The sequence below is a fragment of the Chitinophagales bacterium genome, assembly GCA_041392475.1.
In the GTDB taxonomy this organism is placed as follows: domain Bacteria; phylum Bacteroidota; class Bacteroidia; order Chitinophagales; family UBA2359; genus JAUHXA01.
This window is the reverse complement of the sequence record JAWKLZ010000001.1, coordinates 1,505,720-1,522,915: the sequence shown is the minus strand read 5'-3', so window position 1 is coordinate 1,522,915 and position 17,196 is coordinate 1,505,720. Positions and strand designations below refer to the sequence as shown.

General features: G+C 34.9%; 10 protein-coding genes and 1 pseudogene. 8 read left to right on the top strand and 3 right to left on the bottom strand.

Annotation, left to right across the window (positions count from 1 at the left end; genetic code table 11):
- Positions 1 to 89: 89 nt before the first annotated feature.
- A complete protein-coding gene (locus R3E32_05535) occupies positions 90 to 689 on the top strand; it encodes an HNH endonuclease (protein ID MEZ4884183.1) in 600 nt (199 codons plus the stop codon).
- A gap of 77 nt (positions 690 to 766) precedes the next feature.
- Positions 767 to 973 (top strand): annotated as a pseudogene (locus R3E32_05530) (helix-turn-helix transcriptional regulator).
- Positions 974 to 1,068: 95 nt separating this feature from the next.
- Here the strand turns inward: R3E32_05530 and R3E32_05525 are convergent.
- Positions 1,069 to 2,481, bottom strand: a complete 1,413-nt coding sequence (locus tag R3E32_05525; GenBank protein ID MEZ4884182.1) for an ATP-binding protein — start codon at positions 2,479 to 2,481, stop codon at positions 1,069 to 1,071.
- A gap of 199 nt (positions 2,482 to 2,680) precedes the next feature.
- Between R3E32_05525 and R3E32_05520 the strand changes: the two genes are divergently transcribed.
- Both R3E32_05520 and R3E32_05515 read left to right on the top strand, forming a co-directional pair.
- On the top strand, positions 2,681 to 3,208 hold the full coding sequence (locus tag R3E32_05520; protein ID MEZ4884181.1) for a GNAT family N-acetyltransferase: 528 nt from the start codon (positions 2,681 to 2,683) through the stop codon (positions 3,206 to 3,208).
- The gene (locus tag R3E32_05515) at positions 3,205 to 3,765 is read left to right on the top strand and encodes a DUF1697 domain-containing protein (GenBank protein MEZ4884180.1); all 561 of its coding nucleotides are present in this window, start codon (positions 3,205 to 3,207) and stop codon (positions 3,763 to 3,765) included. The genes R3E32_05520 and R3E32_05515 overlap by 4 nt, the downstream gene beginning before the upstream one ends.
- 139 nt (positions 3,766 to 3,904) lie before the next feature.
- Here R3E32_05515 and R3E32_05510 read toward each other — a convergent pair whose 3' ends face one another.
- The gene (locus R3E32_05510) at positions 3,905 to 4,687 is read right to left on the bottom strand and encodes a DUF481 domain-containing protein (protein MEZ4884179.1); all 783 of its coding nucleotides are present in this window, start codon (positions 4,685 to 4,687) and stop codon (positions 3,905 to 3,907) included.
- A 685-nt stretch (positions 4,688 to 5,372) separates the two neighbouring features.
- Between R3E32_05510 and R3E32_05505 the strand changes: the two genes are divergently transcribed.
- The 4 genes from R3E32_05505 to R3E32_05490 all read left to right on the top strand — a co-directional run bounded on the left by R3E32_05505 (position 5,373) and on the right by R3E32_05490 (position 14,308).
- On the top strand, positions 5,373 to 7,148 hold the full coding sequence (locus tag R3E32_05505; protein ID MEZ4884178.1) for an ATP-binding protein: 1,776 nt from the start codon (positions 5,373 to 5,375) through the stop codon (positions 7,146 to 7,148).
- 649 nt (positions 7,149 to 7,797) lie between these two features.
- The gene (locus tag R3E32_05500) at positions 7,798 to 8,004 is read left to right on the top strand and encodes a hypothetical protein (GenBank protein ID MEZ4884177.1); all 207 of its coding nucleotides are present in this window, start codon (positions 7,798 to 7,800) and stop codon (positions 8,002 to 8,004) included.
- On the top strand, positions 8,001 to 8,438 hold the full coding sequence (locus R3E32_05495; GenBank protein MEZ4884176.1) for a PIN domain-containing protein: 438 nt from the start codon (positions 8,001 to 8,003) through the stop codon (positions 8,436 to 8,438). Before R3E32_05500 ends, R3E32_05495 begins: the two co-directional genes overlap by 4 nt.
- A 443-nt stretch (positions 8,439 to 8,881) precedes the next feature.
- Positions 8,882 to 14,308 carry a hypothetical protein gene (locus R3E32_05490; protein ID MEZ4884175.1) on the top strand — a complete coding sequence of 1,809 codons (5,427 nt, stop codon included), beginning with the start codon at positions 8,882 to 8,884 and terminating at the stop codon, positions 14,306 to 14,308.
- A gap of 127 nt (positions 14,309 to 14,435) precedes the next feature.
- On the opposite strand, the gene R3E32_05485 is transcribed toward R3E32_05490, so the two are convergent.
- Positions 14,436 to 17,045 (bottom strand): valine--tRNA ligase, encoded by a 2,610-nt coding sequence (locus R3E32_05485; GenBank protein ID MEZ4884174.1) that lies wholly within the window; start codon positions 17,043 to 17,045, stop codon positions 14,436 to 14,438.
- Between the last annotated feature and the right edge of the window lie 151 nt (positions 17,046 to 17,196).

The following is a 17,196-nucleotide window of genomic DNA, read 5'->3' as shown; positions in this document are numbered from 1 at the left end:
TTAAGAATCGAATATAAATTTGTATCTTTATTCAAAATAATACTTACATTTAACATGTAATAAAAAATTGCAATTTTAATAGTTTTACTATGTGGAAACCTGTTGAACAAATAAAAAAAGCTTTAATTGAATTAAATGGTGTTGGAAAATTAGATGAGATATATGATAGGTGTCCAAACTATTCAGATTCTTATTTAAGGAAAGTGATACAATCTTATTCTAGTGATAGTAATACATACCCAAAATATAAAGATTTATTTTTTTCAGTAAATGGTATTGGTAAAGGTGTTTGGGGATTAAGAAATTTCTTTCCACAAATTGAGAATAATATGTCACTAGAAAACAATCCAATTAGAGGCTTATCCTTACAAAATAGAATAGTAAGGGATACAGCTTTGGTTAAAGAAATAAAGAAAATGGTAGCAAATAAATGCCAATTATGTAATTTATACTTTAAACTACCAAACGGAAAATTCTATATAGAAGGACATCACATTAAACCTTTAGGACAACCCTATAATGGTCCAGATTCTGCTGATAATATATTAATTGTTTGTCCAAATTGTCATATAAAGTGTGATTATAAATTAATAGAGCTAAATTTGAATAGCATAATGAATAATAAACAAAATATATCTCAAAAATATATTGATTTTCATAATTATGAATACAAAGTACATTATTTATAATTTATTTTTTTAGAAAAAAACTAAATCAATGGATTTAAAACTACTCCAACTAAAATACGGAGTAAGAGGAATTTGAAGCAAAGGCAGAAGCATATTATTTGTGTGAAATGCTGAAAGAAAAAAGAAAAGATGCTCAAATTTCGCAGAAGACATTGGCTGAAAAAACGGCCCTTAAATCTTCGTTTTTATCTCGTATCGAAAACGGGAAGGTAGATGTTCAGTTATCTACCTTTCTTAAAATATTGAACAGCATGGGGATGCGAATAGATATTGTAGAAAATTAAAACAATATTTATGACTGCCGTACAACAAATTATTTACTGCTTTCGCAGAAAGCCAAAGGTTAATCTACAATACCTCGACACAATAATTGGAGGAATTATTCAAAAAGCACCACCATCGTCAAATCATTTTGAATCATTCCTTTATAGGGGCTTTGAGCCAATCCATAAGTCGAAATGATGGTCAAAAAAATGGCTTTTTTCGTTTGAGTAGCCTCTCGGAAAGAACCCATTTTGTTTCGTAGATTGGCGGCATATTGCTTGTTGATGGTGAAAGGACTGATGGAAAATTTCATTTCACAAAGATTGATAACCCTATCCTTGCGGTCAATCAATAGGTCTATTTGTGCTTCGGGAGAAGTCCAAGTTGCCACAGAAGTTTGGACACCTGCTATCCCCAAAGCCTGTTTGATTTGTGAAACATGGTGTAAACAAACCATCTCAAAAGCATAGCCACTCCATGCTCTAAATGTAGGAGATTGAAGTGCATTTATCCAAAAATTTTCATCATCAGGGCTTGATTTTTGGATAAAATTGAGGTAAAACAAAGAATAAAAGTCCACCAATTGATAAAGGCTTTCCCGTTTTTTCTTTCCAAAGCCTTGATAACGCCTAATAAAACTGCTTTCTTCCAATTCCTTCAAAACACGGGTCAAGCCACCACCATTAGATAGTTTGGTCAATCGGATGATTTCGGCTCGACTTAAACCCTTTTTTTTCTGTGCCAAAGCTTCAATGATGGCAAGATGTTTTTCCGATTTTTTAAACAAAGAAGCATACAATTCTTCATATTCATCCCTAAAAGGTGCATTGTATTCAAAACACAATTCATTGACATTCTGTGTGGCACTAAATCTTGAGTCAATTTTCTCTAAATAAAAGGGAATCCCTCCAAAAACCATATACAACAGAATGATTTGATATCTGTCGTAAACAATGCCTTTGTATTTGAGTAGTTCCTCTGTTTCCGCCAAATTGAAAGGCGATAGTTTCATTCGGTCAGTAACTCTATTGTGCAATCCTCCTCTATTCTTTAGTAAGTTTTTGACCATCCAAGAAGCAGCCGAACCGCAGACAATCAATAGAATATCATCTCTTGCACTTGCCCAACTGTTCCAAAAATGCTCTAAACCTGATAGGAAATTAGCCCCACGTGTATCCAACCACGGCAATTCATCCAAAAAAATCACCTTTTTGTCAGTCGTTTCATCTGCCTCCAATAAAGTAATCAATTGTTCAAAAGCTGTAAACCAGTTTTTGGCAGGTTCAAGGTCATTGCTTTGAGGGAAGTATCGCTGCAATGCTGCGTGAAATTTGGTCAATTGCCCTCGGGTGTTTACATTCGCCATTCCCGTCAGTTGAAAAGCGAATTGATTGTCAAATACTTGCCTTACCAAAAAAGTTTTCCCGACTCTTCGCCGCCCATAAATCGCAACAAATTCAGATTTGTGGGATTGAAGGTGTTTTCTAAGTTTTTGGATTTCTTTTTGTCTGCCAATCAGTTTTTGCATGATTTTAGAGTGTTTTTGGCTCTAAATATACAAAAAATGGAGATAAAGCCAAAATAAAATTTTGATTTGGCTTTATCTGTTTGTAAAATGGACTTAGAGCCGAAAAATGAACTTTAGAACATGTTTTATTTTGTTTGTGTTATTAGTTAAAACAATGAAAAATCTGCAAATATTGAGAAAGGAATAAAAGGATAAAACAATGCTCCTCCTAAGAAAAGCAAACCTCACCGATCTCCAAACCCTCCAACATTGGGACAAGCAAGAACACGTCATAGAATCTGACCCAAATGACGATTGGAATTGGGAAACTGAACTCACAAGAGAACCAGAATGGAGGCAACAACTCATTGCAGAAGTCGATGGAAAACCGATTGGTTTTGTGCAAATCATTGACCCTGCAAAAGAAGAAACCCATTATTGGGGCGACATTGAAGCAAACAAAAGAGCGATTGATATTTGGATTGGAGAGAAAAAAAACTTGGGGAAAGGATATGGTACGAAGATGATGCAATTGGCTCTTAAAATATGTTTTGCAGATTTGGAGGTCAATGAGGTGTTGATTGACCCTTTGGAGTCCAACACAGAGGCTATCCGATTTTACAAAAGATTGGGTTTTGAATTCAAAGAGAAAAGGCAATTTGGAGAGGATAAGTGCGAGGTGTATTCGATTAGTAGGGGGCAATGGATGATTCAAATGGACAATGACAAACTGAATAAAAGCAAATGAAATCAAAAAAAGAACAATACGTTGCCTTTCTAAGAGGAATCAATGTAGGTGGTCACCACAAAGTCCCGATGGCAGACCTTCGCAAAGAAATGGAAAATCTGAAGTTTGAAAAAGTGGTGACGCTTCTAAATTCAGGTAATATCGTATTTGATGCAATTGCAGGTGATTTGGAGAGGCTCGAAAAAACGCTTTCAGAACATTTGGAAAAAACGTTTGGCTTTCCGATACCAACAATCGTCAGAAAAGCTGAAACGATTGATGAATTATTGAAGGACAATCCCTTCAAAGACATAATTCTCACCAAAGACATTCGATTGTATGTTTCGTTTTTGCAAACAGATACCGAAACCGATTTGGAGTTACCTTGGGAGAGTGAGGATAAATCCTTCAAAATAATCAGTGTGAGCGACAAAACCATTGTAAGTGTTTTAGATCTTTCGATATCCAAAACGCCAAAAGCAATGGACGCATTGGAGAAATATTTTGGAAAGGACATCACCACTCGAAATTGGAATACCATCAAACGAATAGAAAAAAAGCTGGAAGATAGTCGCTAAACTATTGGTTTTGTGTAAATTATTAACCCTATTGAAGTAAGCGATTCTGACATAGAAGCAGACAAACGGGTGATTAAAAGATGGGTTGGAGAAAAAGAAAGTCAAGACGAAGTAGCAATAAAAAAATACTATACTTCAATCAGAAATTAAATCGCAGACCATTTACAAAATTGTACAGTCTATCGGGTGCGCCCTTTGCTGGATGACTATCATAAATATAAGAAATGGCTACGGTAAAATTGAACTGCTTACTGATGGGCAATACTACGTTTGATTGGGTTGTGATTCGATAGTCCGAAAAATCTGTAAATAAAGGTTGATAATAAGTTGTGGAGGAAATGGTAATATTTTCGACGGGAAGCCATTCAAAAGAAAAATAAGTGCTTAGTCGATGGTTTTGATGTGTAAGTTGCTCCAAGGATTCTTCTTCATATTCATATAAATAGGTAACACCATAAAATCCATTGCCTTTACCTTTTTGGTACAGCCGAAAGCGTAAGCCTGTCCCTGTTAAAACCCTGAGATCAATATTCGCCAGTTTGTTGGTTTGAATTTGAAAAAGAGCTTCATACGTCAACCTATTTCTAATTCTATAATTGTACCTAAAATGCTGAAAGCCTTGATTAATAAACCTATTTTCGTCAAATTTTGCAAAGCTATAATCTGTAATACTTAGTAGTAAATGTTTTTTGACCAATCGCTCAAATTGGGCATTGCCATCCATTCTAAAAATTTTGGATTTGTTTTGAGTCCAGCTAAATGCCAAGCCAATTCGACCCAACCATTTTACACTATCTTGAGTAGTTTCATCCTCTATTTGTAGTCGTCTGTCTTCAATATTAATGATTTGAGCATTGAGTATTAAATTCCCCGTAAATAGGAGAAAGACAATGATGACAAGGTGTACATAGATTTTTAACACGGTTACAAAAGTTTAAGTATTCTATAGATAGTTGGTTGTAATTTCGATACAGGACAAAACGTTTAATTTACTCGGAATAAAAACATCATATATTTTTATACATGTAAATTCATTTAATTAACAATATTGTATAAACTTACAAGATTTATACCTATAAGGTTTTATTGAATGAACAAACTTTTGTCTGTACTCATGGTTGTAATGTTTATTATGGCAAGCATTCAACTACTGTACTTTGATTTTTTGTAATAATGGAGATTATTTTTTGTATCTTATAGGAATATTGGACTTTGGACGAAAGAAGTAGGAAGCAATATGCGAGATATAAAAAAAATGATAATCAAAGCCTTAATCCATTGATGTAATTAGATACAAATAGTTACTTATCAATCAATTAAATTCTTATTTTTTACATCTTTGCTCCCTCGTCCGAAGTCTAAAGGAACAAAATACAACATCTTTTTCAAACAATATAAAATGACGCATTGGTTTGTCTTTTGAGAGAAATCTGTAGGAACTCTTCTACAAGAACAATTTTCATGAAGAGAAATGTTGATATACAGTATCTTTTGATGTGCCAAGATAATTTTGGTAAAATTTTTGCTTTCTATACAGATAAAAATACAAGAGGAGAATAAGATCTTCCCTCTCCAAAGAAACTCCATTCAAGTCTAAAATTTTGCCAATGCAAGGATCAATCAATCAACATAGTTCTGACGAAAAATTGAATCAAAATGATCTTTGGGAGATTGTCGAATCATTGAATAATCCCCCTACGATACTTCCCAATAACATTGTTTCTATTGTTGAAAACGCACTCATTCTTGCTGAAAAACAATCAGACAAAAAGCTTTTATTTCTATTACATCTCAGATTTGGAAGTTATTGGATCAAAAGACAAAACTATGGAGAAGCTAAAAAACATACCAAATTAGCCTTGCAGTTCGCTAGGGAGTGTGAGAGTGATGAAAAAATTACAGCAGCCAGAATAAACTTGGGAATCATCTGTACAGATACCAATAAACTGAACGATGCACTTTCTCACCTAACCAAAGCTCTGGACAAACCTGCTACTCATCAAAAATTCAATATTTATGCATCAATTGCAGGAGTATATACAAGGCTAGAAAGACAGGAAGCGGCATTAGAATACTTCGAAAAAGCTAAAAATGAAGTAGCCTATCAAACCGATTTAAGATTTGCTGGCTTGTATATCTGCACGGGCTACGCACTCTATAGGCTCGAAAGGTATGACGAAGCACTCAAAGACATAAATATTGCTATCGAACTATTCAAAGACGAGCCTGCATACAAACAAGAAATGGCTATGTGTTTATCGAATCTTGGCAAGATTACATTTTCACAAGGAATATACGATGAAAGCCTTGGGCATACTCAAAAATCGCTTTTATTATACGAGGAGTTGCAGAATCCTCAGTTTGCTTTGTCTGAGTTACTATGCTTAGCAAAAATATATTTGGAACTGAATCAATTAGATTTTGCTTACGATGCCTTAAAAAAAATGCTCCAACCTTCCACAAAAGAAGATCTCTTGCAGCTCTACATACAAGCAATAAGAATGATTATCGATGTTACAAAAAAAATGAAGAAGCTAAAAGAGTGTATTGACTATCAAAATGAACTTATTGAAATCCAATTTGAATATTTCTATCCCGAAAAGAAGGATAAAATCGAAGCACTACTCAATAAAAAAGAAGAGAAAATCGATGTGTTGATACTGAAGAATCAGAAAATTGAAAAACAAAATCAACAACTCCAACAATACAATAAAGAATTGGAGCAATATGCTTTCATCATTGCACACGACCTCAAAGAACCGCTCTGCAATATTTCTGGGTTTACCACCCTTTTGAAAGGTCAATATCAGCAACGATTGAATCCAGAAGTCACTGATTTCCTTCAATACATAGAATCGGGTACACAACACATGCATCAACTATTGGAAGACCTATTGCAGTATTCCACGATTCGTATAGATCATATGAAGGTTAAAACAGTAGCCTTAACCAATATTATTCAAGAAGTATTTGAAGAAGCGAAACAGTCTTTATCTATCAAAGAAGCCCATATTTCGATATCAGACGAGCTTCCTTCTCTATACGCCGAGTCGAAACACATCAAGTGGTTGTTAAGCCAACTCATTAGAAATTCCCTTAAATTCAGTCATAGAGACCGAATTAGTCTGATAGAAATTCGCAGTTATGAGCAAAACCAAAAAATCTTCATTGAAGTCAAAGACAATGGAATAGGCATCGAAAAAGTCCATCAACAAAAAGTCTTTCGCATCTTCCAACGCCTAAACAAAGAGGATTACAAGGTTACAGGTATTGGGTTGGCGATGTGCAAAAAAATCGTAGGGCTATATGATGGTGAAATAGACATAGATTCCGAAGTTGGCGTGGGTACGAGGGTTTATTTTCACTTGCCTGTTGTCAATTAATAGTGGTGTTTTAAATCAATAGTTCGTAGTTTTTTTCTAATGAATTGATAATTAGATTATTATAAAATAAATTAAATTTTTGCAACTATCTGATAATCAAATCTCTGCGTTTCTCTGTCTCTGCGTTTAGTAAAAACTACCCGAACCATTGTTAAATGGAATATATACAATATCAACCATAATCATATATTATGCTTGTTTACCCAACACTTACAGCCCTTGTTGCCATTTTTTATTTTGCGGTACAACTTTTCCGCAAACGACTCAACTTCAAGCTAGAATTAGGCTTACTTGCAATCTACCTTATAGTGCTAACTTTATCCTACCATTTTTTTGACTTAGACGAGATTTACAAGTATTCCCAAAGAAGATACTACCCACTTGACTATTTTTTTACCTATTCGGAAAGACAAACTTTGGGAATTCACTTCGTCATTCTCACATCCTTTCTTTTCTCCCTCCGATATTTTATCAGAATGTCCAAACCAAATTTAGGCAAAAAGTAGAAAAACGGTGATTTGCAATTTTTCTGAGGTATAGCGTTTGGGGTTGTAACAAAGGTAGGAATATTGGATTATTTTGGAGAATAAGGGAACGGTAAAGGAGGAATTGTTGTTATATTTAGAGTTCAAAACGAAATCATACAAAAATGCGAATCCAAAATACTGCAAATGAAATTGTGATTAGCCTACCCAAAGGGTTGATGAGTGTTACGGAAATTCAAAATCTAATTGATTATTTTCGATATCGGGAATTGGTGGCTAAAAGTAAAGCTACCGAGGCGGAGATTGAGGCTTTGAGTGAGGAGATAAATGTGGGGATTGCGAAACGTCGTGCAAAACTTGGTAGGATATGAAAATCATTGTAGATACAAATATTCTGATGAGTAGCATACTCAATTCAGAAAGCAGAGTTGGGCAAATGCTTATCAATGAGTTAGATGACATTCCAAAATACTCTTCCTACTTCCTATTTGTGGAAATATTTGATAAAAAAGAGAAAATCATTAAATACTCACGAATGGAAGAAGAAGAAGTATTGGAATTATTATTTTTGGTGCTTAAAAAAATCCAATTTGTGAATGAAAGTCAAATTTCTGATTTGAGTTTTGAAAAGGCAAGGGAATTAACCGAAGATATTGATGTAAAGGATATTGGTTTTGTCGCATTGACGATTGAACTGGAGGCAATACTTTGGACAGGAGATAAAAAACTGTATAGAGGATTGAAGGCGAAAGGTTTTGAGAATGTGGTGAATTTAGAGGATTTGAGAGAGATGTTGGGAAAGTAAAGTGGCAGACTCACCTTAAAAAATCAAGGTGAGTCGTCCTTCAAAGAGGGATTCCCCTCATTATCAGTATATTCCCCCTTTGAAGGGGGGCAGGGGGATGTTGCGCCAGTTTTGACACACTGTAAAATTATTTCCGTTACACTGTATTCAACATAGTAGAAAAAGTTATAAAAATGTAGTGATTCTTTCAGCTATTCTCGGTTTAAAAAATTAACATTATCGAATACTCTTTTAATAAGCAATATACAATTGTGTTAAGAAATCCAGTTTTTTCTTAGCATAATTGTTTAGAACTCACTAACAGCTTTTTTTATAATTACAAAAATCTAAACCGAGAACGGCTGTGATTCTTTGTATTCTATTAATTTTTGATGATATTTGAAAAATATTACAAGTACAATTCAAATTCAAAAACATTATTAATCATTTAACATAAAAATAAAATGATAACACTCCGAAAAACTTTTAAGTATGAAGGAAACATCAATACTTCTCCAATAAACAATGTAGTTTTAGAAGTCAGTACTCCAGTATTTTCTTTTTCTAAAAAAAATAGAAATATAGTTGATTACAAGAAGACGGAGGTTAAACAAAATCTTAATAATAGAACATATAGAATCGACCTTCCAATAGATTTCTTTCTTATCGAATCAACTAAATTAAATCTCACAAATTTCTATAAATTTAATCTTCATGCATTGTCAGAGAAAAGTAATATTGATGATTATACCTTCAAAATATATACTAACGTAAATGATAGTTTTGGGAATATTTTAAGATATATGGAAGGGGAAGCACTAATTGTATTAAAAAATAATAAAAAAATTTCTAATTCATTTATTAACAATGATTTTTTATTATTGAATGCTTTGATAATAAAAAAATTATATAATCAAATCATTGCTATTGATCCATCTCATTCTTCTCTAAGCAAACAAAACTTAATAAATATCATTAATAACATATCTGTTCAAAGAGGAGCAAATATTAAAATAACTGAAAATAAGAATGTAATAGATTACATAAAAGATGGATTAAGTAAATTAAATATAAAAACTCCCGAAAAAATCATTAGTGTAATAGAAAGAGACTTTAATAACCTTTTCGACTTCCCCATCTTTGTTCCTGAAATAAAAAGATTAGAAGTTGCAGGAAATTTTATAGTGATTTCTAACTCAAATATCACTAAAGAACATTTTGATTTTTATAAATTATCCATAGAATATTCACAAAAAAATTCAGAAATAGTATTATTGTCTAATGATTGGAGTTCAAGTACTTTCGATTTAGATAACAAAACTGCAGAATTTTCTTTTACATCTATGGGAAGGCCTATTAGTATTAATAATATAGTTGGTCTTATTAGAGTAAAAGTAAAAGGTTTTCTGGGAAATACTCTATGGTTTAAAGAGTTTGATTCGGATGACAAAAATTTACAAAATCTCACGATTAAAGTGCCTTTAAACCTCCCCGAACAAATAGATAATTTTTCAGGTATTGGAAAACCGAATATCATGAAAAAACTTAGAGGACAAATAGTTCATATGGGGATAAAGAACCGTTCTTTAAAAGATATAACAGTCATCGTACAAGCTAAAGAAAATGAGAATCAAAATTGGATAATTATTGGTTCTGCAAAAACAGATAATTCAGGTAATTTTACTCTTGATTATCCATTTGGAAAGTACACTCAAGCTCAAATTACATCATCTTTAACACCTGAAAGCCCTGTGGCTATTCAGGTTGATGCCACTAACCAGAACAACCAAATTATTTCAGATAATTTTTTATATCTTTTAATTACAGACGAAAACATAATTTCTAATAATGGTGATAACGAGGGCGACTGTGGTTGTAATAGTTTAAGTTCAAATACTACTGCAAAAAGACTTCCAGATGACACTGATTTAATTGAGTCCGATGAATATACACAAGATATAGGTGGAAGTTGCCTAAACCTTACAACCCCCAATCGTACTTTGAGGGAATATAATTACAACGCAATAGTTCGCACCTCTGACCCAGACGTAGCAAAGTATGTACTTCAAAAAAACGACGATGGAGGCAAAGTTGTTTTTAAGTTAGAAGGAGTAGGAAAAACATTAGATAGAAAAACAATAGGCATAAACAATCCCATAAGATGGCAAGATGCTCCTGACGCTCAGAAAAACCTTTCTCTGTATCAAGCTGTAACCATAGCAACAGGTCATATTTTACATTATAAAACTATTTTTAAAGCTGATGGTTATTCTCTAGGTGATTTATTATACTCACTCCCCTTAGCTCCTGGTCAGAAAAAACAAATCGTTGTATTTGACTCTAACCATTCTTTTACAGGAGCAGAAAGCCAATCTATTTCACAAGATGAAGAACTTGATGCAGAACTTACCAATGATAGGTTCATTACAGATTTTATAAGTGGAGGTGTTAATGAAGACTTAAGTGGTGATAGTTCCGCTTCTACAAGTGGAATAGGAGCAGGTCTTGGAGCAGGGGTTTCCTATCAAGGTATTGGAGCTAACCTAGGTGTAGCAGGTGGAGTCGCTAATTCACATTCTTCTGCTTCACAAAATAGCTCAAGAAATATTTCCCAGTACTTCAATGAAGTTCTTAGACAATCTATTAGACAAAATTCAGAAAGTTTTAGAAAATTAAATGCATCTGTAATTACCACAGCTAAAGAAAATCAAAACTATTCGGCAACAACAGAGGTTGTTGCGAATCATAATCATTGTCATTCGCTCACAATGATGTATTTTGAAGTACTTAGGCATTATGCAATATATCAAGAATTGACGAGTGTAGAAGAATGTGTTTTTGTTCCATTATTGATGACCAATTTTACTACTGAAAACATTCATAAATGGAAAGATGTATTAGCACAGCATTTATTACCCATTCATTCAAATACTTATCTATACCGTCCTTTTCTCAAAAGACGAAGTCGTTATAATTATCGCCGTCACCCTCTATTAAAAGCATTCGATGCAAATGAAAGAATAAAGACTAATTATGAACGTGTTGATTATCCAGCAGAAGGAGAAAGTTATGCTGATGGTGAAATAGAACAGATAAAGGGATATTTTATTATGAATATTAATATCCCAAGACCAAAAACTAAATATGATAGAATACTATCACTACCACTTGCTAAAAAAATAGAAACCCATAGAGAAGTGGATATGATAGGTACTTTAGATCAAGGGGCATGGAATGTCCTTAAGGGTCTTTTTGGGGGAGGGATTGTTAAATATAAAAATATAGAAGAAGAAGTATATTATACACAAAAAATTTTTGATGCATTTATGCATTTAGATCCAAATTATGATAGGGTTCCTCCTGCTAAATGCATCAGAATTATGGATTTTGAACCAATACGAGTACCTGTTGAAGATTCATCTGGAAATACAGTAAACATTACTACTACAGGACTCAACTTTTTTGAAGATGACATGATAAGTGAAAAACTTTGGACAAGCTATTCTAAAATATTGCGTTTTGATAGTGTATTTAAGCTGTTAAATGCCTATTTTAAAGGCAGATTAATTGCAGAATGGGATACAATTTTTTATCAAGAACTTTTACCTGATATCTTCAAAGAAATAGTAGATTCTATTTCTATTGATACATTCAATTTAGATTTCTCCACAAATGCAAGATATGCAGGAAGAAACAGAAGAATCAGTGTAACTTTTAATTCAACAGGAAGTGATAGTAGAAAGAGGTCAGAATTACCTCTATACATTAAAATAAAATCAACTAACCCTGACATCATTGAGCTAAAGGGACACATAAAACTAAATGTTGTAAAAACAAGTATTAATTATACAACAGCTCACTTTAACGGTATTCTTTATAGAGGTGGTTATATCTCGGATGATTTATTAGATGAAGTAAGCCTCTATATTCCCCAAAATTCAAGGGATAAAAAAAATCCAAGAAAAGAAGATAGGTATTTAGTCAATACATTATTAGAACACTTAAATGGAAATTTAGAATACTATAATAAACTGCTTTGGCGTAAACTTGATAGAGATAGACGATATATGCTTTTAGATGGGTTTCAAATCCAAATTTTCAATAGTTTTGGAAACCCAATAGGCTATAGAAGCATTGCATCTGTGGTAAAAAATAGACTCATCACTATAGCTGGTAACTCACTCGTATTTCCTGTGGCAGCAGGGTACAAAGTTAGTCAATCTTATATAACCGAAAAAATAGGAGAGAATGTAGTACAAGAGATATCTTTGTTTGACCATTACAAACCCCTAACTCCGCCACAACCTTATCGAATTAGTGTCCCAAGTAAAGGTGTTTTTATGGAAGCAATACAAGGTGCTTGTGATGCTTGTGAAAATGTAAAAGAGAATTCCTCTCAAGATTGGGAGAAATTTAGAGCAGATGAACCTACCCCTATTGCTCAAATTATCCCTCCTACGCCAACCATAACCGATTATAAGCCAACTTATAAAGACTTTGCACCTCCTTTAGTTAGTATTCAAAATGCGCCTAATACGCCTGCCCCTGCGGAAGGATTGGCAGCATTATCAGACTTATTAAAAAACAGTAGTTTTAAAGATATAACTGGTTTATCACAGAATCAATTAAATGCCTTAGAAACACTTAAAAAATCACTCGAAACAGCAAAAGATTTTGGAGAACAAGCATCAGGCTTAGCTAAACTAACTGTAGGGTTGGATGCTATTGAAAAAGGCAAAAAAAGTGGAGTTCTTTCAAATGAACAAGCCAAAGAAATGGCTAAAAAATTGGCAGACGAAACCTTACCAAAATCTGATAATGAAAGGCGAGAGAACACTAAAAAGGATATTGAACTAATTGAAGAAATGAAAGAAAAAGGAGCGATTGACTCTGAAAAGGCTAAAGAGTTAAATGAGGCTATTGTTAAAAAAGATAAAGGAATAACAACAGCTACACCTGAAACGCCTAAGCAAGATATTTTTGATTTATGCATAGAGTCTCATTTTAATTATACATTACCAGATAATACTATTATCGACAAATGGACTAATTTAGAAAGTAATCAAGGTATTTTTATAATGGATGGCTTCAATATCAGAAAATATACACTAACAGCTAGACATTTACAGCTACTAAACGATTTCAAAAAATATTTAATCGAAAATGGAGGGAAAATCCTTGCTATAATTGGTAGAGCAAGCAACACCTCATACAACTATAAAGGTAAAGATGGAAATTTACCTTTATCGGTTTGTAGGGCTGCAAAAGTCGCAGATTTTTTAGATGTTGATAGTGAAATAGTATATGGTTTTGGAGATAAAAAACCATATAGAAACTTGAGGGGAGAACAGGCTTTTGAAAGGAATGTTACTATTGTATACAGCTTACCCTTTCCTTCCCCAAGTACTTTACCAACTCCGCCCGGCAAGAATAATACTACAGGAAGTAAAAAATGGGAAATTCTCACCTATTATACTATTACTGGTGATATTCCTGTTCCAGAATTTCCTTTATTAGGAATAGGAGTAGGGTATATAATGGGAGAACTAAAAGATGCCACTTCAGGTGAACAAAAGAGGTTTGCAATAACATTAGGATTAGCTAACTTAGGTACTGCAGGAGGCTTAAACATTACAACTCCTGTAAATGCTGGTAGCTTCTCATCATTTGACACAGATAGAAATTACACATTTGAAGATTTTGATGGAACATTAGCAACATTAACAGGAATAGTAGCAGGGCTTATTACTGCATATAGTTCAATAACTATTAGGTTGTTAAATTCAGAAGGAAAAATTACAGAGTTTGAAATGTCAGGTTTTGAAATTGGAATGATTAAGGATATTCTTCTAACAGCTCAAGTTGGTTATTTTTTCTTATTAGATGATTAATGCAGACATTACTATAACAAAAAACGGTGAATCGCCTATTAGCCATTCACCGTTCCATTTTATCATTGATTCAATAGTATTGCAGAGAAATCTCATATCCCATTTCTCTACTCTGTGACTTCCTCTTTCACAAATTCCCCAACTGCTCCATCAAAGCTCCAATTTTCCCCTCAGTATCCGCCAACTTCTTCTTCTCCATATCCACCACCGCAGCAGGCGCATTGCTCACAAAACGTTCATTGCCGAGTTTTTTATTCAAAATCTTTTTCAGTCCCTCCAAATAATCCAATTCCTTCTGGATTTTTTGGCGTTCCTCCTCCAAATCCACCTTATCACCCAAAGGCACAAAGAAAGTATCTTTATCAATTCGGAAGCTTACCGCACCACTCACATCCTCATCCGTAAAGTCAAACGACTCCAAAAAAGCCTTGCGCTTCAATAGCGAAATCATGTCTTCAAACAAGGCAGGGTTATCCGTTTTTACGCTCAATTGAAGCGGTTCACGTTGCTTCAATTGTTGACTGTTTCGCAGGTCACGAAGTTTGGTGAGCAGTTCCTTAGCCGCTTCACCTTTGTCAATTGCAGCCTGATTGAAGTCCGACACTTCGGGATATTTTGCTATACAAATTGAATCGCCTTCTGGTCTATCCTTTAGGTTGTGGTAGATTTCTTCCGTCAAGAAAGGCATAAAAGGATGTACCAACTTGATGCACTTCTCAAAAAGTTCAATCGTTTTGTCGTAGGTATATTGGTCTATTGGCTGTTGGTATTCGGGCTTCGCCATTTCGAGATACACCGAAAAGAAATCATTCCAAACAAAGGAGTAAATATTTTTGAGTGCTTCCGAAATGCTGTAAGTTTCGTATTGTTTTTCGGTTTCTGCCACTACCTGATTGAAGCGATTTTCAAACCAATCCACAATTGGGTCAATGTTTTCGTTTTTACCTTCCTTCACTTCCCAACCTTTCACCAATCGAAGGGCATTCCAAATCTTGTTGCTAAAGTTTCGACCCTGTTCACACAACTTGTTGTCAAACAGCAAATCACCACCCGCAGGAGAACTCATCAACAAACCAACCCGAACACCATCCGCACCATATTCTTCAATCAAACCCAAAGGGTCAGGAGAATTGCCCAAAGACTTCGACATCTTGCGTCCTTGTTTATCCCGAACCATGCCTGTGTAATAGACATCTTTGAAAGGATATTGACCCTCCCATTCATAACCCGCCATGACCATCCGAGCCACCCACAAAAACAAAATATCCCATCCCGTCACCAATACCGAAGTCGGGTAGTAATAATCCACTTCATCACGGTTCTCAAAACCATCAAAAACCGAAATGGGCCACAACCAAGACGAAAACCAAGTATCGACTACATCAGGATCTTGCTGCAAATCGGCTGCCGTCAAATTAGAATTGCCGCTTTGCGCTTTCGCCAATTCGAGTGCTTCTTCCGCAGTTTCGGCACAAACATGACTGCCATCCGCCAAGTAGTAAATCGGAATCCGCTGTCCCCACCACAATTGACGAGAAATACACCAATCCCGAATATTTTCCATCCAATGACGGTAGGTATTCTTGTATTTTGAAGGGAAAAACTGAATCGTGTCGTTCATCACCGCCTCCAAAGCAGGCTTTGCAGTTTCCTCCATTCGCATATACCATTGAGGGGTAATGCGAGGCTCAACTACCACATTTGTTCGCTCCGAAAAACCAACTTTATGCGGCAAATCTTCTACTTTTACCAAGTTTCCTGCAGCCTCCAAATCCTTCGCTATCAGTTTTCTAGCTTTATCTCTGTCTTCTCCAATGTACAACTGTGCAGCTTCGCTCATAGTACCATCGGGATTCAATACATCAATAATTTCTAAGTTGTGTTTTTTCCCAAGTGCAAAGTCATTCGCATCGTGAGCAGGCGTGATTTTCAAACCACCCGTTCCAAATTCCATATCTACATACTCGTCATAGATAATCGGAATCGCACGGTTGATCAAAGGCACAAGCACCTTTTTGCCCTTCAAATGTTGGTAACGCTCATCCTCAGGATGGAAACAAACCGCTGTATCACCCATAATCGTTTCTGGTCGAGTTGTAGCAACCGTAATCCATTCATCTTCTGTCCCTTCAATTTTGTAGCGAACATGGTAAAGCTTGGCATTCACATCTTTGTAAATCACCTCTTGATCCGAAAGAGCCGTTTGAGCCGCAACATCCCAATGCCCGATTCGATTGGCTCGATATATTTTGCCTTTGCGGTACAAATCCACAAACACCTTCACCACCGCATCCGAAAGCTTGTCTTCGAGGGTAAAACGGGTACGACTCCAATCACAACTCACGCCCAATTTTCGCAACTGTTGGAAAATGATGCCACCATATTTGTCCGTCCATTCCCAAGCGTGCTTCAAAAACTCCTCACGCCCAATGTCATGCTTACTAATCCCCTTCTCCTTCAACATCTTGACGACCTTCGCCTCCGTTGCAATTGAAGCGTGATCACTTCCAGGCACCCAACAGGCATTATAGCCCTGCATACGTGCACGGCGAATCAAAAGGTCTTGAATCGTATTGTTCAGCATGTGTCCCATGTGCAAGACACCCGTTACATTTGGCGGAGGAATGACAATTGTATAAGGTTCTCTGTCATCAGGTACAGAGTGAAACAATTCGTGTTTCTCCCAATACTCATACCATTTTTCTTCAACGTCTTGTGGATTGTATTGTGTATTCATATTCTCTATTGTTGCTTAATTTAGGGCAAAATCTCCTATTGAAAGGGGTAGGGGTTCAAAGCATCTCTTTTCTTAATACCTTGATTCAGTACGAATAGTTCCCCTTGTTTCTCGATTGAAGGCGCAAAAATAGTGAAAAACTGCAAAGGAT